The organism is Gammaproteobacteria bacterium (assembly GCA_036381015.1).
Lineage (GTDB): Bacteria > Pseudomonadota > Gammaproteobacteria > Steroidobacterales > Rariloculaceae > ZC4RG20.
In genome coordinates, this window is record DASVDR010000045.1 from 75,966 (window position 1) to 98,633 (window position 22,668).

Here is a 22,668-nt window from a genome sequence, read left to right on the forward strand (position 1 = left end):
TGCAGTGCTCGACGCCGCCGCGCGCCGAGGCGCGGAGACGTCACGGACGAGACGCAGGCCCGGCCGGCCGTTCTCAGGTCGCGGGCTCGATGCGCAGCACCGCGCCTTCGTCCTCGTCCGTGACGACGTAGAGCAGACCGTCCGGCCCCTGCACGACGTCCCGGATCCGCTGGCGGAGCGGGAGCAGGAGCGATTCTCGGCGAAGCTCCTGCATGTTCTCGTTGAACAATACGCGATCGAGGCGGCCCGTGCCCGGAATCTCACCGTACCGTAGACCGCCGACGAAGAGGTCGCCGGTCCATTTCGGCAGCGCATCCCCGGTGTAGAAGGTCAGGCCCGACACGGCGATCGCCGGCGTCCAGTAGACCTGCGGCGGCTCGAAGTTCGCGTGCGTCGGCCGGCCGTGATCGGACTGCCACGGCCCTTGATAGGTGCGGCCCAGGCTCACGATCGGCCATCCGTAGTTGCGGCCGGGGAGAATCACGTTCACCTCGTCGCCGCCGTTCGGGCCGTTCTCGCTTTGCCAAATGGCGCCGGTGCCCGGGTGGACTGTAAGCCCCAGCGAGTTGCGGTGGCCGAGCGTGTAGATCTCCGGCCGGTAGCCCTTGCGGCCGACGAACGGGTTGTCGCTCGGCACGTCGCCGTCGTCGGTGAGCCTCAGGACCTTGCCGCGGACATCCATCGGATCTTGCGCGTCGCCGCCGCTCGTCGCGATGTAGAGCATGCCGTCCGGGCCGAACACGATCGGCGTCGGCCCGCTCGGCCCTTCATCCGCGACGAACACGTCCTCGAAGCCGGTCAAGGCGTGCCCATCCCATCGCCCGCGGCCGACGGCGAACGTCGTGCGCTGCTCCCCGAGCGGCTTGGTATAGCTCAGGTAGACGAGGCCGTTCTCGTCGAAGGCCGGGTGCAGCGCAAGATTCATGTACCCGTGCACGGCGCCCGGCAGGCCGGACACGCCGGTCCAGAACGATGCCGGGCCGCCTGCGACCGGCTCGGGTTCGAGGACTCCGTCGCGGATGATGCGAAGCCGGCCCGCGCGCTCCGTGACGAGCATGCTGCCGTCGGGCAGGAACTCGAGCGCATACGGATACTCGAGCTCCTTCGTGACGACCACGACACGAATGTCCATCCCCTCGCCGGTCGGGAATTCGATCGGACCCGCGGGTAATGGTTGGTTCGCGAGCCCCTCCGGCGCGACGGGAATCCCGTTGCGAAACGGAACGCTCTGTTGGGAGAACGTCGGGGCGGCAGCGAGCGGGAGCACGATCAGGCAGGCGAGCCGCAGGTACGGCCCGCTCCGGAGCAGCGGAGTCTTCATCGGCAACAACCCTCCTCGGATGCGGGGAGTATAGAGCGGCGCCGGCACGCGTAGAACCGCTTCGCGCCCACGGCATAAAACTTGCTTTCTTCATCGCGCCGGGGCGGCAGAAGGAGCGAACTCGGCCGATGGGAAACGAGGCACTACGGGCGCGCCTTGACGCGTGTCCAGTAAGGGTATCTCCCGCTACAGGAAATCGATTCTCGAATTCGGCTCTCCGCTCGCCTCGAATCGAGCTCGTCATGCGACGTGCGCCGGCGTTCGGGCCGGCGGCAGGCCTCTGCGCGCCGCGAACCATGCGGCCGCCGGGGGCGCCGCGCGCTCGCTCTCGGGCTCGCTGACAGGCGAGGGCCGATCGTGCGAATTGCTCAAGTCGCTCCGTTGTACGAGTGTGTGCCGCCGAAGCTCTACGGCGGCACCGAGCGCGTGGTCGCGTATTTGACGGACGAGCTCGTTCGCCAGGGTCACGACGTGACGCTGTTCTCGAGCGGGGATTCGCGCACGCTCGCGCGTCACGTGCCGATCGGGCGCGCCGCCACCCGTCTCGATCCGACGTGTGTCGATCCGCTCGCCCGGCACATCGTGCTGCTCGAGAAGGTGTTCGCGCGGATCGCGCAATTCGAGGTCGTGCATTTTCACGTCGACTATCTGCATTTTCCGCTGTCCCGCCGTTACCGGGCGCCGAATCTGACGACGCTTCACGGGCGGCTCGACATCCCGGATCTCGCGCTCGTCTACGAGGAATTTCCCGAGATGGCCGTGGTCTCCATCTCTGATGCGCAGCGACGGCCGCTGCGCGGATTGAACTGGCTCGGTACGGTGCACCACGGATTGCCGCTCGATCTGTACACCTGCAACGCGCGGCCCGACGGCTATCTCGCGTTCTGCGGCCGCATCTCGCGGGAGAAGCGCCCGGATCGGGCAATCCGGATCGCGGAGCGAGCCGGGGTGAAGCTCCTGATTGCCGCCAAGGTCGACCCTGCCGATCGCGAATACTTCGAATCGGTGATCCGGCCGCTGCTCGACAATCCATGGGTGGAGTTCATCGGCGAGATCGGCGATGCCGAGAAGAACGCGTTCCTGGGCAACGCCCGGGCTTTGCTGTTCCCGATCGACTGGCCGGAGCCGTTCGGGCTCGTGATGATCGAAGCCATGGCTTGCGGTACGCCGACGATCGCATACCCGTGCGGAGCAGTGCCGGAGATCATTACTCCCGGCGTCACGGGCTTCATCGTGAGCAGCGAGGCCGAGGCCGTGCGGGCCGTCGAGGAGGCCGTGTTCCTCGATCGCTCAGCCTGCAGGCGAACCTTCGAGCGCAGGTTTTCCGCAGCACGGATGACCCGCGAATATTTGGCACTGTATGCAGCAGCGATCGAGGCCGCGGAACCGGCCGGGAGAAGGACGAAAGATGAGCGCGTCGCGTGAGCTGGTTTCCGTCGACGACGAGTATTACATCCACGCCACCTCATCGAGGGTCGACGACCGCAAACGCGTCCTGAAGCAGGGGGATACGTTCGCGGTCTTCGATCGGCACGGCGACATCCATCCTTACGGCCACGGCGGCAACGGCCTCTATTACCGCGACACGCGTTTCCTTTCGCAGCTGGAGCTTTTCATCGCCGGCCATCGCCCGCTGTTGCTGAACTCGAGCGTCACCCACGACACCGCGATCTTCGCCGTCGATCTCACGAACGTGGATTGCAACGACGGCAATCTCGAGGCGCAGCGCGGCGATATCCACGTCTTCCGCGGCAAGATGCTGTGGGGGCGAGAATGCTTCGAGCAGATTCGCATCACGAACTTCGGTCACGATGAGGTGGAGCTGCCGGTGAGCATCGTGTTCGCGGCGGATTACGCGGACATCTTCGAAGTGAGGGGACTCGCGCGTGAACGAAGGGGGCGAGTCAAGGCGCCGGTCAAGTCGCCGGACGAGGTCGTCCTCGCATACGAGGGCCTCGACGGCGTGACGCGACGCACTCACGTGCGCAGCTCCGTGCGGCCTGCCGCGGTCACCGACGACGAGCTGTCGTTCAGGTTCCGCCTGCCGCCGCGCGGCGAAACGTCGTTCTGCATCCACATTGCGTGCGAGATCGACGGCGAGCCGGACACCGAGCTGCTGTCGTTCGAGCAGGTGGAGCGCCGGACCCGGGAGACTCTGCGGGAGCTTGCCGCGGGGGAGTGCCGAATTCATACGGGCAACGAGCAGTTCAACGACTGGGTGAACCGGTCCCTCGCCGACTTGCGTCTGCTCGTCACTCGGACGGAGGAGGGCTGGTACCCGTTCGCCGGCGTGCCGTGGTACAGCACGATCTTCGGACGGGACGGATTGATCACGGGGTTGCAGACGCTGTGGATCAACCCGGACCTCGCCCGCGGCGTGCTCGACGTGCTGGCCGCTCGGCAAGCCGACAGAGTCGATCCGGAGCTCGATGCGGAGCCGGGCAAGATCGTGCACGAGGTGCGGCGGGGCGAGATGGCGGCGCTCAAGGAGGTGCCTTTCGGGCTGTACTATGGGACCGTGGACGCGACGCCGCTGTTCGTGATGCTCGCGTCGCGCTACTTCGATCAGACCGGCGACCTCGAGTACCTCCGCCGGCTATGGCCGCACATCGAGCGCGCCCTCGATTGGATCGACCGCTACGGCGACAAGGACGAGGACGGCTTCGTCGAGTACCTTCAGCAATCTCGGCGGGGTCTTGTGAATCAGGGCTGGAAGGATTCCTACGACAGCATCTCGCACGCCGACGGATCGCTGGCTACCGGCGCGATCGCACTGTGCGAGGTCCAGGCATACATCTACGACGCGAAACGGCGCGCCGCGAAGCTCGCCCGTGCGCTCCGCAAACCGGAGCTCGCGGAACAGCTCGAGAAGGCGGCCGCAACCTTGCGGCAGCGCTTCAACGATCGGTTTTGGTGCGACGATCTCGGCACGTATGCGATTGCGCTCGACGGCAGGAAGCGGCCTTGCCGCATCTCGTCGTCGAACGCCGGTCATGTGCTCTACGCCGGGCTCGCCACGCCCGAGCGTGCGCGCAGGACTGCCGCTCGGCTCATGGGGAAGGACTCGTTCTCCGGCTGGGGCATCCGTACGCTGTCGCGGGGCGAAGTCCGCTTCAACCCGATGTCGTATCACAACGGCTCGGTATGGCCTCATGATACGGCGATAGCCGCGGCCGGCCTCGCGCGGTACGGGTTGCGCATGCACGCCGCGCGCTTGCTGCACGGGCTCTTCGACGCCACTCTAGCTCTCGACGAGCGCCGGCTCCCGGAGCTCTTTTGCGGGTTCCGCAGGCGGGAAGGGCAGGGGCCGACGCGCTACCCGGTCGCATGCGTCCCGCAAGCATGGGCCAGCGGCGCCGTGTTCATGCTGCTTCAGGCATGCCTCGGCATTTCGTTCCGCCAGGACAAGCCGCAGATACGTTTCACGCAGCCGATGCTGCCGAAGTTTCTGCCGTGGATTCGCTTGGAGAACCTGCGGGTCGGCGACGGCAGCGTGGACCTGATGCTGCGCCGGCACCCGAAGGACGTGAGCATCAACGTCCTGCGCAGCGAAGGCGACGTCGGCGTAGCCGTCCACCTCGAGCCCTGAAATCGTGTCAGACACCTTTTCGGCCGAAAAGGTGTCTGACACTTTTTTCTAGTTCACCGGCTCGCCGTCGTCGTTCCAGATCTCGACGGGTGCGATGTCGAGGGCCGCGACGGCGTCGCGGATCCGGTCGAGGTCGCCGACGACGATCCAGACCAGGCTCTCGGGATGGATCACGTCGCGCGCGGCCGCGCGCAGGTCCTCGAGCGTGAGCGCCTGGTAGCGCTGCGGCAGCGACGCCGCGAAATCGAGCGGCCGGCCGTAGCGCGCCGAGGAGACGAGGCTGCCGAGCACGGCGCTCGCCGTCTCGAACTGGCCCGGTAGCTCGCGGGTAAGGCCTGCGATCACGCGATCCATCTCGTCCTGCATGATCGGCTCGGCGGTCTTGACGGCCTGAAGCTCGCGGATCAGCTCCGCGATCGAGTCGGCCGTGCGGTCGATCTGCACCGGCGCATAGACGAGGAACGGACGGTCGCCGCTCGCGTTTTCCAGCATGGTGCGCGCGCCGTACGCCCAGCCCTTCTCCTCGCGCAGGTTCATGTTGATGCGGGCCGTGAAGGTGCCCCCGATCACGCCGTTCATCGCCTCGATCGCAAGGTCGCGGTCGGAGCCGAGACCGGGCGCGACGTGACCGGCGATGATGAGCGCCTGCGGTGAGTCGGGCTTGTCGATCAGGATCATGCGCGGCGAGTCCGGAAGGTCGACGTCCGCGACGTTCTTCGTGGGCCGCGGCGTGCTCGGGGCGGTCCAGCCCCGGAACGCGCGCTCGAGCATCGGCGTGATCTCCTCGAGGGTGGTGTCGCCGACGACGAAGATCATCGCGTTGTCGGGCCGCAGCCATGTCTCCTTGAAAGCGAACAGGTCATCGCGAGTGATCGACGAGATCGACTCCACGGTGCCCGACCCCGTGAACGGCACGCCGTATGCGTGATCCTCGCCGTAGATCGCGGGCGGGAGGAGCCGCAGCGCCAAGGAAGCGGGGTCCGCCTTCTCCTGCGCGATGCTGGCGATCCATCGTCCGCGCAGGCGGTCGATCTCCTCCTCGGCGAAGACGGGATTCAGGATCACGTCGGCCCAGAGCCGGATCGACGGCTCGAGCTGGGTTTTCAAGGCCGAGAGGTTGACGGAGGAGGCGTCGAGATTCGAGCCGGCCGAGATGATCGCGCCGAGCCGCGCCTCCTCGTCCGAGATCTCGAGCGCGGTGCGCGTCCGCGTGCCCGTGTCGAGCATCGACATCGCGAACGACGCGACGCCGAGCTTGCCGCCCGCGTCCGCGGCGAAACCGGCGTCGAACTGAATCGACATTTCGACGATCGGCAGCTCGTGCCGCTCCGCGACGACGAGCTCGATGCCGTTGCTGAGCATTCCGGTGTGGATTTCGGGGAACTTGAGCGGCGGCATCTCCGTCGGGATCGGCGGCAGCCCCTTCGAGCGGTCGACGCCTTCGGACGTGGTGGCGTATTCGCCCACGGGCACGACGTCCACCTGATGCCACCCGGTGCCGAGCCAGCGGCGCGCCGCATCCTGCACGTCGGCGGGCGTCGCGGTGTTGATCCAGTCGAGATACTGCTCGATGAACAGCGGGTCGCCCGCGTAGAGCTCGCCCTCGGCGAGCGTCACGGCCTTGCCGTTGAAGCCGCCGACCTGCTCGAGGCCCCGCACGATGCTCGCGTTGATTTGCGCGACGACGCGCTCGAGCTCCTCCTCGGTCGGTCCGTTCTCGATGAGCTCTCCGACGATCCGGTCGATCGCCTCGGAGCCGACGGCGGCCGGCTGCCCGGGGTTCAGCACGACCGAGAGATCGAACACGCTCGCGAGCTCGAACGGCGTGACGCCGACGTTCACGTCCGTCGCGACCTGGCGGTTGTAGATCAAATCGACGTAGAGGCGGGAGTTGCGGCCATCGCCGAGCACCGCCGCGGCGAGGTCGAGCAGCGCGCGATCACGCGTCGTCCGCGGGGGCACGGCCCACGCGCGGTTCACCAGGACCGCCGGCACCTCGTCGTACTGGATCTGGTGCGTGTTCGTCTGCCGCTTCGGGATCCAGGTCTCGTAGGTATCGACCTCCGGCCCGGCCGGAATGTCGCCGAAGTAACGCTCGACCTTCTCGCGTGCGGTCTCGACGTCGATGTCGCCGGCGAGCGCAAGGACAGCGTTGTTAGGACCGTAGTAGCTCTGGAACCACTGCCGCACGTCCTCGAGCGAGGCGGCGTTCAGGTCCTCCATCGAGCCGATCGTGGGATGCCGATACGGGTGCCCGGGCGGAAACAAGCCTTCGTACAGCGCGTAGTTGACGCGACCGTAAGGCTGGTTGTCGCCCTGACGCTTCTCGTTCTGCACGACGCCGCGCTGGTTGTCGAGCTTCTCTTGCGTGACTGCGCCGAGCAGATGGCCCATGCGGTCCGACTCCATCCACAGGGCGAGGTCGAGCGCCGGCGTCGGCACGGTCTGGAAGTAGTTCGTGCGGTCGAGCCACGTGGTGCCGTTCATGTCCGTGGCGCCGACCTGCTGCATCGGCAGGAACCACTCGCCGTCGTAGTTCTCCGAACCGTTGAACATCAGGTGCTCGAACAGGTGCGCAAAGCCGGTCTTGCCTTCCGGCTCGTTCTTCGAGCCGACGTGGTACCACACGCTGACGGCGACGACCGGTGCCTTGTGATCCTCGTGCACGATGACGGTCAAGCCGTTGTCGAGCGTGAAGCGCTCGTAGTCGAGGTTCAGCTCCGGCGCGCCGGACGGGCGCGCACCGCCGTCCGCCGTCGATTGCGACTCGGCCACGGGCGCGAGCGCCACCGAGCCCGCGAGCAGTGCCGCCGTGGCGGCTGCAACGAAGAAGGGTCGAACGGCATGGCTCATCTCGAGCTCTCCCGATTGGAATGGCGACGACCGAATCATAACCCGGCCGCGCCGCCGCTCGGCCATTCGGGGGCCGGCGGCGTGCGAGCCGCCGGCCTCCCTTACCGAGCGCCCAGGCCGCTCAGGTGGCCTGGGGCGACAGGTGTGCCGCGGGCTCCTGCTCTTGGCGCTGCGACTGGCGGACGCGCTCGAGCAGGTTCGAGACGGTGAGGTAGACGACCGGGATCAGCACGAGCGTGACGACGGTGGACGCGGTCAGGCCGCCGATCACGACCCGCGCGAGCGAGGCCTGAAGCTCGGCGCCGGCACCGAGCCCGATCGCGAGCGGCAGCAGGCCGAGGATGGTCGCCGACGTCGTCATCAGAATCGGCCGCAGGCGCAGCCGGCCGGCCTCGACCACGGCCGCGCGCACGCCCATCCCTTGCTCGCGCCTCAGCATGTTGATGTAGTCGACGAGCACGATCGCGTTGTTCACGACGATACCGACCAGCATCACCATGCCCATCAGGCTTTGGAGGTTGAGCGTCGTGCCCGTCAGCAGCATCGTCGGAACCACGCCGATGATGGCGGCCGGCACGGCGCACATCACGATCAGCGGATCGACGAAGCGTTCGAATTGCGCCGCCATGACCATGTAGGTGAGGGCGAGCGCCATGATCAGCGCGAGGATGAAGTCGCGCTGCGCGCGTTGCTGCTCCTCGTACTCGCCGCCGAAGTAGACGCTGAAGCCCTCGGGCATCGACATGTCGGAGAGCGCATCCTGAATGCGCTCGACGGCATCGCCGAGCGGCACGCCGCTCTCGAGGTTGGCCCAGATGTACGTTACCCGCTGTCCGTCGATGCGGTTGATACCCGTGGGGCCGCGGGCGGACTCCTGCGTGATCAGCGCCGACACCGGCAAGATGCCTTCCGCCGTGCGCACCGAGATGTTGTCGATGTCAACGACGCTCAGGCGATCCTCGGGACGCATCCGGACGTTGATGTCGATTTCCTCGCTGCCGACGCGATACACGCCGGCGCGGCGGCCGCCGATGCTCGTCTGAAGCGCGGCGGCCACGTCCCGCACGCTGAGGCCGAGCTCCGCCATCCGGGCGCGGTCGAACCGCACGTTCTGCTGCGGCCGCCGGTCGCGATTGCTCGCATCCACATCGACGATGCCGGGCAGCGTTTGAATCCTATTCGTGATCTCGCGAACGAGCTCCTCCGCCATCTCGAGATCGTAGCCGCGAAGCTGCATCTCGAGCGACGAGCCGCCGTCGCCTCCGCCGCTGCGGAACAGCTGCTGCAATATCCTGAGCCCGGTCTCGGCCGAGACTTCGATGTCGGCGCCGGGAATCGTATTCGCCACCGCCTCGCGAATACGATCGGCCATCTCGCTCGCATCCGTCTCGCGCTCGCTGTGCGGCACGAGCGAAAGCTGGACCGCGGCAGAGTTGTTGCGCACGTCGTTGGTGATGAACATCACGTCGTCGAGCGGGACCGCCTCGCGTACGGCGTCGTCGAGCAGCTGCACGTACTCGTACATCACCGCGATGTTCGTGCCGTCGTCCATCCGCATCCGGACGTTGACCTGATCGCCGTCGATCTGCGGGGTGAGCTCGAACGGAATGGTGGGAATCAGCGCGACGGCGACGATGAGCAGCGTGAGGCTGGCGCCGACCACGAGCCCGCGCCGGTCGAGCGCGCGGTCGACGAGGCGGGAGTACGCCCGCTCTACCGCCGCGAAGCGGCCGCCGCCGTGCCCGCCTTCGTGCTCGCGCTGCGCGTCGGGCCGCACCTTCAGGAAGCGGCTCGCGAGCATCGGCACGAGCGTCATCGCGATCAGCAGCGAGCAGCAGAGCGCGAACACGACGACGAGGGCGAGCTCCTGGAACAGGCTGCCGGTCACGGTCCGCATGAACGCGACGGGCAGGAAGATCACGCACATCGTCATGGTCGCCGCGATGATCGCGCCGGTGACCTGCTTCGCCCCGATCACGGCGCTCGGTTCCGGCGGCGTGCCGCGCTGGCGCTGACGGAAGATGTTCTCGAGCACCACGATCGAGTTGTCGACGATCATGCCGACGCCGAGCGCGATGCCGCCGAAGCTCATCTGGTTGAGCGTGAGCCCGCCGAAGTACACGAGACCGAACGTGGCGACGATCGAGATCGGGATCGCGCACGCAATGATGAGCGTGGCGGAGCCGTTACGCAGGAATGCGAACAGCACGATGACCGTCAGAATGCCTCCCCAGATCGCCGAGTCGCGGACGTGCGCGATCGACTCCTGGATGAACGTGCTCTGATCGGTGATGACCTGGAGATCGAGATCCTGCCGGGAGGCGTTGATCCGCTCGATCTCCTCGCGAACGCTCTGCGCGACCTCCACGGTGTTCGCGCCGGTCTGCTTGCGGATGCTGAGGCGGATCGTCGGCACGCCGTCGATTTCCACGTAGCGGCCGATGTCGCGGTAGCCGAGCTCGACGTTCGCCACGTCGCGCACGCGGATCGGGTTGCCGTCCACGACCGCGACCACGGTATTCGCCACCTGTTCGACGTCCGTGAACTCGCCGAGCGTGCGGACGTAGAGGTCCTTGAGCCCCTCGCGCACGTTGCCGCCGGGGAGCGTGACGTTCTCGCGCCCGATAGCCGCGACGACGTCGGCGGGCGTGAGCTCCATTGCGGTCAGGCGATCGCGGACGAGGTCGACGGTCACGGCCCGATACACGCCGCCCCAAACCTCCACGGAGCCGACGCCAGGGATCTGCTGGAACTGGCGCATCAAGTCGCGCTCGAGCACACGCGTGAGCTCCGCGAGCGGCAGGTTCGAGCGCGCGCCGACGATGACGATCGGCTGCTGATTCGGATCGAATTTGCGGATCTCGGGCGGGTCGGCATCTTCCGGCAGCGCGTCGCGGACCCTGTCGAGCGCCGCGCGCACGTCGTTCGCTGCCTCGTCGAGATTCGTGCCGCGCGCGAAACGGAGCTGCACGTTCGACGAGCCCTCGCCCGAGGAGGAGCTCACTTGCTCGAGGTTCGGCACTCCGGCGATCGCGTTCTCGATCCGCTCGGTGACGATCAGCTCCATCTCCTCCGGGCCGACGTTGCCGTAGTTGACGCGGATGTTGAGCTGCGGAAATTCGATGGGCGGCAGCAGATCGACGGGCAGGAAGCGGAAGCTGATCAGCCCGAGCGTGATGATGATGAGGAACACCATCGTCGTCGCGACCGGGCGTTTGATCGAGATGGACGCGATCGTCATGCGTCTAGCCTTTCAGGGCGATGCTCAGTTCAGCGATTCGAGGCTGTTCGTATCGAGAAGAGCGCTTTGCCGGTCGCGGATGACATCGAGGAGATCGCGCGTCTGCATCTGCTGCAAGCGCATGATGTGATCCCAAGGCGTCGGCTGAATCAACGCTTGACCGGAATCGCTGTTCGACAGGAGCCGGTGGCCGAGGGTGACGACCCACTCTCCGGGCTCTACGCCCCGAACGGCCGACGTCAGCCGCCCGCGGGCGATGATGTCGATCGGCACGAAACGCACGGCCACCGGGCCGACGGGCTCGAGACCGGGTCCGTCGGCAGGTAGCGACGCGGCGTCGGGGAGCTCCGGATTGCGCAGCGCACCCTCGAGCGAGGCGGCGAAAACGCCTTCGCGGCCGTCTTCCGGGTTCCGATAGATCGCGCTGTTCGGGATCAGCGGCGCAACCTCCGTCTCGCCGTAGAGGACGGCGACCGTGACGAACATCCCGGGGCGAAGCAACCCGTCGTGCTCTTCGACCTCGATCTCGGCTTGCGTTGTGCGCGTGACCGGATGCAGGAACGGCGAGATTCGGGTGATCGTCGCTTCGAGCACGCGCTCCGGAGCCGCCTCCGTGGAGATGTTCACGGTCGTTCCGGTGTCGATGTACGCGAGCATGCGCTGCGTGAGCGTGACGTCGACCAGCATGTCCGACGTATCGCCGATCACGAACAGCGGCGTGCTCGTGTTCGCGAGCTGGCCGACCTCGGCGTTGCGGCTGCCGACGACGCCCGAGATCGGGGCGCGGACGATGGTCTCCGCGAGCTCCGCGCGTCGCTCCTTGACGAGCGATTCGGCCTGTGCCAGCTGCGCCTGCATCAGCGCGAGATCGGCTTCGGCGGACGCGGCGTCGGCCTGCGCGGTCTCGAGCTCCGCGGCGCTCGTCAGGTTGCGCTCCGCCATCGCCTCGATCCGCCGGAGCGTCGCTTCGAGGCGCGTGAGATTCGCTTCCGCCTGGCGGACGCGCGCCTCGGCCACGCGCAGCCCCGCTTCCGCTTGATTCAGGCGTTCCTCGTAATCGGTGTTGCGAAGCCGAACCAGCGGCGTGCCGGCCTCGACCCAGTCCCCGTCGTTCGCGAGGACCTCGACGATCTGGCCCGTGACTTGCGCGTAGATTTCCGTCTGATTCCGGGCGCGCACCGAGCCGGCGAGACGCTCCTCCAGAGGCAGAGTGCCGCGCACGACCTCCACGGCCTCGACGGCCGGAATCTGCTGCTCGCCGTTACCGGCGTTCGGATTTCCACCCTCCGTCCCCGGACCGCACGCCGCGACCAACGCTGCCGCGGCGAGCGCGGCGAAAGCCCTCCCTGATTGCGGCTTCATCTACCGGGCTGCCTTCTGATCCCATCGGCGAACGCACGATGTGCCGTGGTGAACGGGTGGGACCGGCCGGCCCATAGGCGCCTCCTTGCTGAAAGTGGGGTTTTGCATGGTTGGGAGCTCGCAATCTCCAGCGCGCAAACAGGTGCATTCTAAGCGCGGACCCGGCCCGACGGCCCGGAGCCGACGGTAATCTACTGAAAAATTGAGACAGTTGCGATCGACGAGTGCGCGGAAGTCGCGCCGGCCCGCGATTCCGCCCACGCACCGTGCGGCTCGGCGGTGCATGGCACAAGCCCGGGACGGCGGAGTTCCCGGACGGGCAAGCGGCTCGCGGAAAACCTGCTGCTGTCGGAGCTCGCGGACGCGCGCGGGCGTTCGAGAGCCGGTCTCGCGGGATCAGCCGGCCGCGCTCGCCCACGGCGCGCGCCGAATCGAGGCGCACGCCGCCTCGCCGGCCCGCCGACCGCAGTTGGGGCCGGAGGCGCCCGCGGAGTGAGCGGCCGGCGCGAGCCGAGCCTCAACGGCTCGCCGGTGCGCCTTCGCTTTCGAGCTGCAGGAAGCCCATCCCGACGCCCCGAAGATTCTCCTCGATGAACGCGCCCATCCCGCGCTCCTCGCTGAGGCATTGCTGCAACGGGCGCAGGGCCTCCTGGATGCCGGCCGCCTCGCCGCACAGGATCAGCGTCTCGTATGCGGCCGCCCCGGCTTTCGCGAGCCCGAGCATCGCGAAGCTGCTTTTCAGGACCTCGTCGCCGGCGGCGGCATTCGCCATCGAGCCCATGTTCGCGATCAGCGCCATCGCCGTGTCTTTCACGGCCGACGGCTTCTCGCCCACGGCGTCGAGAATCGTCTCGAGCCGTTGAAGCTGCGCGTCCTTTTCCTTGGCGTGAGACTCGAGCTTCTCCTTGAGCCGCGGATAGTGCTGAAGCCGCTTGATCTGCAGGTCGACCATCTTGCGCCCTTCCTTCGCGGTCGCATGAGCGTTCTTCGCGCCGACGATGAAGTAGCGGCGGGCGACGTCCTTCGATATTGCCATGACGGGATGTTCCTTTACGGGTTGACCGTTGCGTTGCGGTGCGGTGCGTGCGCCGTCGGCGAGCTCGAAGAGGCGCTCTACGCGGCGGGCCGCCGCCGCGCGGCCGACGTCGTAGCGGTCCATGTCGGTGGCACGGACTTTCGGAAAGAGCTGCGCCTCCTCCTCGTGGACATGCGCCTCGATCTCGGCGCGGAGCTCGCGCATCAGATCGGCGTGCGTCGCATCGGCGGCGGCGGCCGCTTCGAGGCGGTCGAGCAGCGCCTTCGCGCCCTGATGCTCCCGCAGCGAGCGCTCGATCAGCTCCTCGTCCCCGATGTGGCGCTGCGCCTCAGGGTAGAAGAATTCTTCTTCCGCTGCCATGTGCGCGCGCAGCGCCTTGCAGATGCTGCGCGTGACACGGAGCTTCACCTCGGGATCGGCAGCGCTCTCGTACCAGGCGAACCAGCCGAGCACCGTGCGATGGTCCTCGGCAAGCAGCCCGGTCACGTCCGGGGCAACCTTCTTCCCGGCGGCTAGAGCGGCGCCGAGGGAGATCGGCTCGCCCATGCCGCGGTCCGCAATCATCGTTCTCATGTCGTGGTTCCGTCCGTTCGTGGTGTGTGGCGCAGCCTCGCCGCGTGCCGAAGCGCGGCCCGCGGCGAGGCGGCGCATCCGGGGCCCGTCTTCAGGCCGCGCGCGGGTGCCAGCGGCGCGAGTAGTCGGTCTCCTCGCCGTTGCGCTGACCGGGTTCGCGCAATCCCGGCACCGGGTGCGGACCTTCGGTCTCGAGGCGGTACTCGCGCCCGTTCTTCTCGACGTTCTGCCGCACGACTTCCTCCGTCGGCACCCAGTCGTCGTTCACGCGCCGCTGGTAATCGAAATAGCGGTCGTCCTCGGGAAGCGTCGAGACCGGCACGAACTCCGAGTCCTTCGAGGTCAGGTTGACCTGATTGGCGAGCACGTCTCGCACGTAAGCCTTGTTCGATCGGAGCTCCACGCGGCTCGTGAAGCCCGCCGGCAGAATCGCCTCCGGATCGCGCTTCTCGACCGTGCGCATGAGCTCGCAGGCCGCGCGCAGATGCTCGATCTCCATGCTGCAGTGGAGCTCGTAGATCGAGCGCACTTTGGGGTCGCGCTCGTCCTGCATCATCGACCAGTACAGCCAGCACTCGTGCCACTGATGGAGCACGAGGTTCTCGAGCCAGCTCGCGCCCGGGTCGAGAATCGACTCGTAGTGCGTGACGTGCTGCTCCTCGATCTGCGCGATTTCCGCATAAGTCGCGCGCGCAATCGGCTCCTGGTAGCGATTGCCGATGGTCATGTAGAAATTCATCGTCTGCTGCTCGGCCGAGACCACCGTCAGCGCATTCAGGATCGACTGCGGGTCGGCGGCGAGCGCGGTCATCGGGCGGCGGATCTCGTCGTGAGGGTGCCGGTGCTCGAAGATCGTCGGACGGCCGGGCATGATCTCGGTGAGATCCGCGCAGATGCGGTCCGCCTTGCCGCCCGCGATCAGCTCGTAGAGGTTCGCGTAGCGGTACAGGTGATCGAAGTCCTCGAGCAGCCCGAAGTCGTAGACCTGCTTCAGGTACGGGTCGGGCTCGTGCTGCGCGATCCACGCGGTGAGATCCACGGCGAGCTGCTCGTAGCCGAGCGTGACCTCGATCGTGCTCTCGTCGCCGGGGATCAGCCAGTTGATCGCCTTCTGCTGCTGCTGCTCGATCCGGCGCATCATTGCGAGCTGCTTGCGCACGTCGGGGTCGAGCGTGTTGCGCGCCATCTGGTGCGAGAAAATCGCCGCCTCGACCTCCACGCCGTTCATCAAGATGCCGCGCGTGCGGCTGTACGGGTGAACCTCGTCCTTCTTGTAGGGCTCCACGTTCAGATCCCGCCAGTGGCGGATTTGGTCCTCGAGCGGAACGCCCTTCTCCTCGAGCGGATTGAAAGTCATCGCGATCTCCTCCTGAAAGGGCGCCGGCGCGCCCGTCCTTGTCGATGTTTTCATCCGGTTCTCGTCGCGTTGCGACGAGCTCCGAATCGCCGTGTGCTTGCGTAGGGGAGTGCGGGCTCTGCAATAGGTGTGCCACGGAATTCGCGGCGCGGCGCCGGGGCAGGCGGCGGGCCGCGAGTCGAGCCGTGGGCGGCGTGCATCGTGCGAGAAGCCCGAGCGGCGGCGGTCTTGGAGGAATTGGGCGGCTCTTGCAAAGACGCGAAATAGCGGGCGGCCGCCGGCTCTGATACGCTGTGCCGCCCCCGAGAGAGCACCCGATGAGCACCATCACCGCAGACCGCGGCGCGACCGCCGTGGAGACGAGCTATGTCGTTCTGGCGGCCATCAGCGTCTGTCACCTGCTGAACGACATGATGCAGTCGCTGTTGCCGGCGATCTATCCGATCCTGAAGACGAACTACGGGCTCACGTTCGCGCAGGTCGGGCTGCTGACGTTCACGTTCCAGCTCACCGCGTCGCTGCTCCAGCCCGCGATCGGGTACTACACCGATCGCCGGCCGCAACCGTACTCGCTGGCCGTCGGGATGGGATTCACGCTCACGGGTCTCGTGCTGCTCTCCGGCGCGCAGAGCTTCGGCGTGCTGCTCGCCGCGGCGGCCCTGGTCGGGAGCGGCTCCGCCGTGCTCCATCCCGAGTCGTCGCGGGTCGCGCGCATGGCGTCGGGAAGCCGGCCCGGCCTCGCCCAGGCGCTGTTTCAGGTCGGCGGCAACGTCGGCTCGGCCGTCGGTCCGCTGCTCGCGGCCTTCATCGTGCTGCGGCACGGGCAGGGCAGCGTCGCATGGTTCTCGGCCGCCGCGCTCGTCGCGATCGTTCTGCTGACCGGAGTCGGCCGCTGGTATCGCCGGCACGGGCTCGCGCGCCTCGCGCCGCGGCGACGCCGAAACGCGCCGGGGGCCGCCGCGTTGTCGCGAAAGCGAATCGCCGGCGCCGTCGCCGTGCTCGTCGCGCTGATCTTCTCGAAGTTCTTCTACACGGCGAGCATGTCGAGCTACTACATCTTTTATTTGATCGAGCGTTTCGGCGTCTCGGTGCGGACCGCGCAAGTCCTGCTGTTCGTGTTTCTCGGCTCGGTCGCCGTCGGGACGGTCGCCGGGGGATCCGTCGGCGACCGCTTCGGCCGCAAGTTCGTGATCTGGGCCTCGATCCTCGGCGTGCTGCCGTTCACGCTGCTGCTCCCGTACGCGAACCTCTTTTGGACGGCCGTCCTGACCGTGCCGATCGGGATGATTCTCGCGTCCGCGTTCCCGGCGATCGTCGTTTACGGCCAGGAGCTGATGCCTTTCCGCGTCGGCACCGTCGCCGGCCTCTTCTTCGGCCTCGCGTTCGGGCTCGGCGGCATCGGCGCGGCGGCGATCGGCGTGCTCGCCGACGCGACCAGCGTTCAGTTCGTGTTCCGGCTCTGTGCGTTCCTGCCGGCGCTGGGGTTACTCGCCGCGCTGCTGCCGGACGTCGCGAAGCACGGCGGGCGGGCGGCCGAAGCGAAGATGGACGTTGCCGCCGGCGCGCCGCTGCGGCAAGGGTAGGGCGGCTCGCCGCATCGCGCTGCGCAGAGCCCGGTCGTCCGGCCGCCGTCGAGCCGAGCGCGGCTCGACTAACGGTGTTCTTCGACCGGCCGGAGATCGCGATCGAGCCGCACGACGACGCCGCCGAGCCGGGCGATGCCTCTGTAGCGTGCGTCGCTGATGGTCACCGTGTAGCCCGAGTCGTCCGCTTCGATCTCGAAGAACGGAAAGCGCGACCACGTGAGGTAGCGGCGCGCGGGAAGCGCTGCGGCCGCGGCCTCCGCTACCGGGCCGCGGCGGTTTTTCGGTATCGGCTGCGCGTCCGGCCGAAACCGCGGCGACTCGAGCCAGTGCCAGCGGCCCGTGTAGTAGGCGTCCGGCGTTTCGGCGACCACGCTGCCGGCGAAAGGATCGGCCGGATTCGGCCCGATCATCACGCTTTCCACCGCATCGATGCCGCGGGCGGCGAGGGCCGCACGAACCTCGGCGCGGGCCGGGACGTTCGCGGCGACTTGCACGGCCATGTAGGCGGCGACGAGGGCGAGCGCGGCCCGGGCGCCGCGCTCGATGCGTCGCGGGTGCGTGTCGCCCGCGATCCCCGCGGCCCGGGCCGCGACGAAGGCAGTGAGCCCCGCCGTCCAGACGATCGGCGAAGCGAGCGGGATCTCCGCCGTGAACACCAGCACGGAGGCGAGGGCCCAGAGCACCGCCCACGCGCCGAGCGCCGCCGGCCGGCGCGAGTGCGCGAGAAACAGCACGCCGCCGAGCGCGAGCCAGACCCACGGGTCGATGATGAAGAGCGCGTCGCCGTAGAACCAGCGGCCGTCGAACGGCATCAGCCAACGCAAGCCGTAGTTGTTCAGCCAATCGAGCGTCGGATGCGTCAGCACGGCAAGCGCCGCGAGCCCGAGCAGCGGCCCCGCGCGCGCCGGCGCGGCCTCCGGGCGTCTTCGGCGGACGATACGCTCCCAAAGCAACAGGAGGCCGGTCACGACGAGCGGCAGGACGGCCACCGCGAGGAGACCGTGCGTCCACCCGCGCCGGAAGGCGAGCGATGCGTAGTCGCCGGCGAACATCGTGACCACGTCGATATCCGGCGCGTTCGCGCCGATCACGAGGGCCGCGGAAGCGAGCGGTGTCGTGCGTCTCAAGCCCGCCGCGGCGAGCGCCGCGCCGGTAAAGGTATGCGCGATCGGGTCCACGGCGGCGCGGCGAAGCTACGCGGCGCGGCGGAGGCGGCGACGCCCGTCCGGATGCGTTACGCGGCCCGGTCCTTGGTCAGCTCGGTGCCGCCCGACGGGTTCGTGTAGCGGTCGTTGAGCCGCTGGACCGCCGCGTGCGCCTCGGCCAGGATTCGGTCGAGCCGCTTGCGTGTGCCGGCCGTCCAGCCGACCGGGCGCTCCACGAAGAACGGCCGCCATGCGCGCACGTTCCGGAGGAACGCATTCGCGACCCGCGGCCCGTCCTCGCCGAGCGAGGCATCCCGTTCGATCCGCTTGACGACCGCTCGCGACGCCCAGCGGCGCGCCGAGCGGTGCACGAGGACGACGACGGCGACGGCCGCGATCACGACGATCGCCCAGAACAGGAGCGGCGATTGACGGGCGAAGTCGAGCCACGGCGGTGCGAAGGTCAGGCCGTTCCACCAGCCGAGCGCGATGCTCCCGCCCACCAGGACGAGCGCCACGACGCCGAGCAGGACGAGGTCGGTGCGCACCACGCGCCGTTTCCACAACCGGTTGGCTTCGCGAATCCGCGGTACGAGCTCGTCGCGGATCCTGACGGCCGTCTTCTCGAGCATGCCGGTGACGCGGTAGGCGCGATCGACGTCGAGCCGGTAGATGCGCTCGAGGATCTCGCGCATGTCCTCGTTGCGCTTTTTCTCAAAGCGCTCGCGCAGGCGCTCGTCCAGGATCGGCGCGGCGCTGGACGGGTCGTAGATGCGGAAGAAGCGCCCCGCCGTAAGCCCCTTCTGCGCGAGCGCGCGCTGCCACGCGGCGAAGACTTCCTCCGGGTTGTCCTCGCGCGCGGCATTGTCGATCTGGTTCAGGATGTACAGGAACTTGTTGAAGTCCGGACGCCGCAGCGTGCCGGTGACGAGATACTCGAGCGTGTCGCGCATCGCGCCGGGCTCGGGGTGGCGCGCATCGAAGAACACGAGCACGAGATCCGAGAGGTCGATGATGTAGTTCGTGATGCGCAGCGTCTCGGTGCGCTGCGCATCGGCGTCGAAGCCCGGCGAATCGATCAGGATGCGGCCGCGCACCTGCTCGCTGTCGCACGTCTTCAGCTGCAGATAGGAATCGAGCCGGTTGCCTTCACCGCGCGTGACCTCGTCGATCTCGCGGCTGATGTTGTAGAACGGGAAGCGCGGGTCGCTGTCGAGCGCGAGGGCGGGCAGCACTTGCGGCGCGCCCTCGCGGCCGTAGCAGATCACGGTGAACTTGTCGTCGACGGCCTGGTTGCCGGTCGGCTGCAAGGGCTGGCCGAGGAAGTGATTGATGAACGTGGACTTCCCCGACGAGAACGTGCCGAGCACGGAGATCAGCGGCCACCAAGTGACCTGCGTCGCATACGACTCGTTCGGTTCCAGCAGGCCGAGCCGGTGACCGACGACGTCGAGGCTGCGGAAGCTGCGGACGACGTCGAGCAGGTCCGGGTTCTCTCGTTCGAGGTGAGCCACCAACTTGTCGAGGTGCTCCTTGAGGTTGGCTCGCGTCGTGTCCGGCATTTGACCTCCATTCGAGACGGCGCGAACGGGCAGTCCCGTCGCATCCGATCAGTATACAGAAGCGGCGGCTTCCGGCCGGCCGCGGGTCAGGGCGTTTCGATCAGCGCCGCGATCTCGTCCTCCAGCCGTGCTCGGTCGGCGGCGTTCAGCCCGCGCTCGGCCCGGGCGCGGCGGAACAGCGTCTCGAGCCGGCGCCGCCGGCCGGCGTCGATGGAATCCGCCAGGTGAGCGCCGGTTGCGGCGTCCACGACCAGCTCTTCCCGGCGGGCGTGATTGCGCTCGGCGACGAGGCGGACGTGCAGCAACGCGCGGCCGAGGATCACCCACGGCAGATTCGGATCGGCGATCGGGCCGACGCGCAGCTCGAAGCCGCCGAGCGGCTGACCGAGGATCTCGACCTTCGCGAGACGGTCGGCGCCGGCGAGGGCGCCGAACGCGCCGATCGCCGCGCCGATGCCGGCGCCGAGCAGGAGCGACGCGCCGCCGAGCGCGACGTCGACGAGCCCGCCGGCGACTGCGCCGGACGCCGCGCCCGTCACCGCGAGCTGCGTCCCCGACAGGCCGAACACGCTGAAGCTTCGCGCGGAGAACACGTCCTCGGCGAGAAAGGACTCGGCCGACTCGCGCGCCTTCAGCCCGTCGTGGAGGTAGATCTCCTGCACGGTCTTGCGGGCGGCGGCCTCCCGCTCGCGGATGCGCTCGCGCAGCTTGGCGCGCGCGCGCTTCTCGGCTTCCGGATCGTTCTGCCGGTCGCGCACGGGAACCGTCACGGTCGCCGTCGACACGTCGACGATCAGAGTCGCGATCTCGCTTGCCGCGCGCCGCTTGCGGCGTTCGCGCTCGGCGACGAGCGCGTCGGCGGCACGATTGAGCTGCTGCGCCGCCGTCTCGTCGATCGCACCGAAAGCCCGCAGCAGCTCGATGCGCTTCGAGAAGTCGGCGCGCATCGCATCGAAGACGCGCACGAGCGAGAAGTACTGCGACAGCGCCGCACGCCATTCCTCGACGTGGTCGCCTGTCGCGATCAAATTGATCAGGGCCATGCGCGGCCGGCCGGTCCAGCGCAGAATCTCCATCTCCGCCTCGTATTGCCGGCCGTAAGGCCGGCTGCCGTCGACGACGTAGAGAATGCCGGCGCCGTCGAGGATCGGCTTGAGCAGCTCCCGCTCGTCGCGAAAGCGGGGATCGTCCGCATGCGCGGCGACGAACTCGCGCACCACTTCGGCGCGCGCCTCGGCCCCCCGGTCGTGGCTCTGCAGCCAGCCGAGAACCTCGCGGGCGCGTTGAAAGCCCGGCGTGTCGACGAGCTCGTACAACGTCTCGCCGTCGAGTCGCATCGGATAGGCGCGGGCCCGCGTCGTCGTGCCGGGGACGGGCGAGATCGCGACGTCGTCGTCCTCCGCGAGCGTCGCGACGATGCTGCTCTTGCCCTTGTTCGGGTGGCCGACGATCGCGAAGCGCGGATGGCTCATGCGGCGCCCGTCTCGAGGTAGACGTAAGGATCGCGGAGGCGGCCGATCGCCTGCGACCAGGTTTCCCGCTCCACGTCGCTGACGGCCTGCTCGGCCTCGGCGACCGGCGTGACGACGATCGACGCCGAGTCGCCGGCATGCCCGCGCAGGGCGGCGAGAAAATCCAGGAACTCGAGCAACGGCGGCTCCCATGCGGGCGTGAAGACGACGAGCGTCCCGGCGCCCGCCGCCGCGATCTTCGTGACGGCTTCGCGGTCCGCGCCGAGCTCCGGGCCGACGCCGGCCTCGACGACGGTCGTCAGCTCGAGACCGAGTCGCCGGCGGGCGTAGGCGCGGGCCGCGTCGGGCGCGAGGGCGCCGCTCCAGATCACGGCGCGCGCGCGGCCTCCGAGGCCGCCGGGCGGGGCCGCGTGGGCCGAACCCCCGCCAGCGCGCGCCTCGTCGTGCGCTTCGGCGACAGTCTCGATCTCCGGGGCGCCCATCCGATCGAGCAACGCCGTGACGCGCGGATCCTCGAGCAGCAGCGCACGCGTCGCGGCCCGCAGGCGCCACGCGGCGATCCCGAGCAGCACGAGCCGCGGCGCGAGACCGTACACTGCGATCGCAAGAATCGTGAACGACCACCAGCCGGCGAGCGCGCGCGAAGCGCCGACGCCGAAGTCCTCGGCGCCTTCGAGCCGGAAGAACTGCGAGCGCTCGATCAGCGCGAGATCCGGGACGGCTCGAGGAACGACGGTGTGCCAAGGCCAGGCGATCGTGTCGACGATGCGGGCGACGGTGGCCGGATCCGCGGCGAGCGTCGTGCTCCACCCGAAAGCGAGATCGGTGAACGTGATCAGCATCGCGCCGGCCGCGAGCGCCGCGAGATTGAACGTGACCGACGCGACTTGCGACCAGCAGATGACCTGCCATTTCGCGAAGCGTCCGGCCGCCGTGGCCCGCCCGGCCTCGACGCCGAACAGCTTCGAGAACTCGCCCGGGTCGCGCGCGAGCCGCCGGAACAGCGAGGCGGCGACGGCGCCTGGATTGACGGTGCGGAGGAGATCCTGCAGCGGGCGCAGGCCCGGCAGCCGCGGCGGCATCATCAGCAGCGTCAGCGCGACGAGCACGAGCTGCGGTGCGACGAGGAGGGCGAGCAGCCGCACGACGTTCACCGGGTACGTGCCGTCGTAGCGAAAGGCGGCGAGCGCCACCGCCACACCCCCGACGGCGCCCGCCGCGATCATCACGACCGTTACGAGCGCGCGGATGCCCGAGAGGCGCGTGGCCGCGGCCGACCGTCTTCCGTCGACCCGGCGCCACCACGCCCGCACCTGAGCGACGCAGTCCCCGGGCGGCAGCTCGCGAGCGATGGCCCGATCACGCCGCGCGCGCTCGACGAACGGTTTCGCTCCGTCGGCCTCGAGCCATAGCGGCACGTCGACCGCGTCGTCGAACAGCGTGGTGAGGGCCTCGTGCGGCCCCTCTCGGAAATCCTGCGTCGACGTCATCGGCGTTCAGGGACGGCCTTGATCGTCACGCAGCACGGGGGCGGCAGGCTCCAAACGAAAACGGGGCGGCGCGACGCGCCG

Annotated in this window: 13 protein-coding genes; 3 read left to right on the forward strand and 10 right to left on the reverse strand. The window is 68.4% G+C overall.

Going from position 1 to position 22,668, the window contains the following annotated elements:
• Window positions 1-73 precede the first annotated feature (73 nt).
• On the reverse strand, window positions 74-1,321 hold the full coding sequence (locus tag VF329_14945; protein HEX7082303.1) for a PQQ-dependent sugar dehydrogenase: 1,248 nt from the start codon (window positions 1,319-1,321) through the stop codon (window positions 74-76).
• 357 nt (window positions 1,322-1,678) lie between these two features.
• On the opposite strand from VF329_14945, the gene VF329_14950 reads away from it, so the two are divergent.
• Window positions 1,679-2,746 carry a glycosyltransferase family 4 protein gene (locus tag VF329_14950; protein HEX7082304.1) on the forward strand — a complete coding sequence of 356 codons (1,068 nt, stop codon included), beginning with the start codon at window positions 1,679-1,681 and terminating at the stop codon, window positions 2,744-2,746.
• Entirely contained in the window at window positions 2,730-4,910 is a 2,181-nt protein-coding gene (locus VF329_14955; GenBank protein HEX7082305.1) for an amylo-alpha-1,6-glucosidase, read from the forward strand. The genes VF329_14950 and VF329_14955 overlap by 17 nt, the downstream gene beginning before the upstream one ends.
• Before the next feature lie 48 nt (window positions 4,911-4,958).
• Here VF329_14955 and VF329_14960 read toward each other — a convergent pair whose 3' ends face one another.
• The 5 genes from VF329_14960 to VF329_14980 all read right to left on the reverse strand — a co-directional run bounded on the left by VF329_14960 (window position 4,959) and on the right by VF329_14980 (window position 15,386).
• A complete protein-coding gene (locus VF329_14960; protein ID HEX7082306.1) occupies window positions 4,959-7,763 on the reverse strand; it encodes a pitrilysin family protein in 2,805 nt (934 codons plus the stop codon).
• Between the two features lie 121 nt (window positions 7,764-7,884).
• Window positions 7,885-11,004, reverse strand: a complete 3,120-nt coding sequence (locus tag VF329_14965) for an efflux RND transporter permease subunit (GenBank protein ID HEX7082307.1) — start codon at window positions 11,002-11,004, stop codon at window positions 7,885-7,887.
• Between the two features lie 24 nt (window positions 11,005-11,028).
• A complete protein-coding gene (locus VF329_14970; GenBank protein ID HEX7082308.1) occupies window positions 11,029-12,366 on the reverse strand; it encodes an efflux RND transporter periplasmic adaptor subunit in 1,338 nt (445 codons plus the stop codon).
• Between the two features lie 517 nt (window positions 12,367-12,883).
• Entirely contained in the window at window positions 12,884-13,975 is a 1,092-nt protein-coding gene (locus tag VF329_14975; GenBank protein HEX7082309.1) for a DUF892 family protein, read from the reverse strand.
• A 91-nt stretch (window positions 13,976-14,066) separates the two neighbouring features.
• Window positions 14,067-15,386, reverse strand: coding sequence for a hypothetical protein (locus tag VF329_14980; protein HEX7082310.1), 1,320 nt, complete (start codon window positions 15,384-15,386; stop codon window positions 14,067-14,069).
• Window positions 15,387-15,649: 263 nt separating this feature from the next.
• On the opposite strand from VF329_14980, the gene VF329_14985 reads away from it, so the two are divergent.
• On the forward strand, window positions 15,650-16,915 hold the full coding sequence (locus VF329_14985) for an MFS transporter (GenBank protein ID HEX7082311.1): 1,266 nt from the start codon (window positions 15,650-15,652) through the stop codon (window positions 16,913-16,915).
• Window positions 16,916-16,983: 68 nt separating this feature from the next.
• Here VF329_14985 and VF329_14990 read toward each other — a convergent pair whose 3' ends face one another.
• From VF329_14990 to VF329_15005, 4 genes are all read right to left on the reverse strand, one after another.
• Window positions 16,984-18,096: a metal-dependent hydrolase gene (locus VF329_14990; GenBank protein ID HEX7082312.1), complete on the reverse strand. Its 1,113-nt coding sequence runs from the start codon at window positions 18,094-18,096 to the stop codon at window positions 16,984-16,986.
• A 56-nt stretch (window positions 18,097-18,152) separates the two neighbouring features.
• Window positions 18,153-19,625, reverse strand: a complete 1,473-nt coding sequence (locus tag VF329_14995) for a dynamin family protein (GenBank protein ID HEX7082313.1) — start codon at window positions 19,623-19,625, stop codon at window positions 18,153-18,155.
• A gap of 86 nt (window positions 19,626-19,711) precedes the next feature.
• Window positions 19,712-21,097 (reverse strand): DUF3482 domain-containing protein, encoded by a 1,386-nt coding sequence (locus VF329_15000; GenBank protein HEX7082314.1) that lies wholly within the window; start codon window positions 21,095-21,097, stop codon window positions 19,712-19,714.
• Window positions 21,094-22,587 (reverse strand): DUF2868 domain-containing protein, encoded by a 1,494-nt coding sequence (locus VF329_15005; GenBank protein ID HEX7082315.1) that lies wholly within the window; start codon window positions 22,585-22,587, stop codon window positions 21,094-21,096. The genes VF329_15000 and VF329_15005 overlap by 4 nt, the downstream gene beginning before the upstream one ends.
• Window positions 22,588-22,668 lie beyond the last annotated feature (81 nt).

Excerpts from the sequence above, each read along its gene's own strand:
- VF329_14945 (HEX7082303.1), bottom strand. The coding sequence starts at position 1,321 with ATGAAGACTCCGCTGCTCCGGAGCGGGCCGTACCTGCGGCTCGCCTGC.
- VF329_14955 (HEX7082305.1), top strand. The coding sequence starts at position 2,730 with ATGAGCGCGTCGCGTGAGCTGGTTTCCGTCGACGACGAGTATTACATC.
- VF329_14960 (HEX7082306.1), bottom strand. The coding sequence starts at position 7,763 with ATGAGCCATGCCGTTCGACCCTTCTTCGTTGCAGCCGCCACGGCGGCA.
- VF329_14965 (HEX7082307.1), bottom strand. The coding sequence starts at position 11,004 with ATGACGATCGCGTCCATCTCGATCAAACGCCCGGTCGCGACGACGATG.
- VF329_14970 (HEX7082308.1), bottom strand. The coding sequence starts at position 12,366 with ATGAAGCCGCAATCAGGGAGGGCTTTCGCCGCGCTCGCCGCGGCAGCG.
- VF329_14975 (HEX7082309.1), bottom strand. The coding sequence starts at position 13,975 with ATGAGAACGATGATTGCGGACCGCGGCATGGGCGAGCCGATCTCCCTC.
- VF329_14980 (HEX7082310.1), bottom strand. The coding sequence starts at position 15,386 with ATGAAAACATCGACAAGGACGGGCGCGCCGGCGCCCTTTCAGGAGGAG.
- VF329_14985 (HEX7082311.1), top strand. The coding sequence starts at position 15,650 with ATGAGCACCATCACCGCAGACCGCGGCGCGACCGCCGTGGAGACGAGC.
- VF329_14995 (HEX7082313.1), bottom strand. The coding sequence starts at position 19,625 with ATGCCGGACACGACGCGAGCCAACCTCAAGGAGCACCTCGACAAGTTG.
- VF329_15000 (HEX7082314.1), bottom strand. The coding sequence starts at position 21,097 with ATGAGCCATCCGCGCTTCGCGATCGTCGGCCACCCGAACAAGGGCAAG.
- VF329_15005 (HEX7082315.1), bottom strand. The coding sequence starts at position 22,587 with ATGACGTCGACGCAGGATTTCCGAGAGGGGCCGCACGAGGCCCTCACC.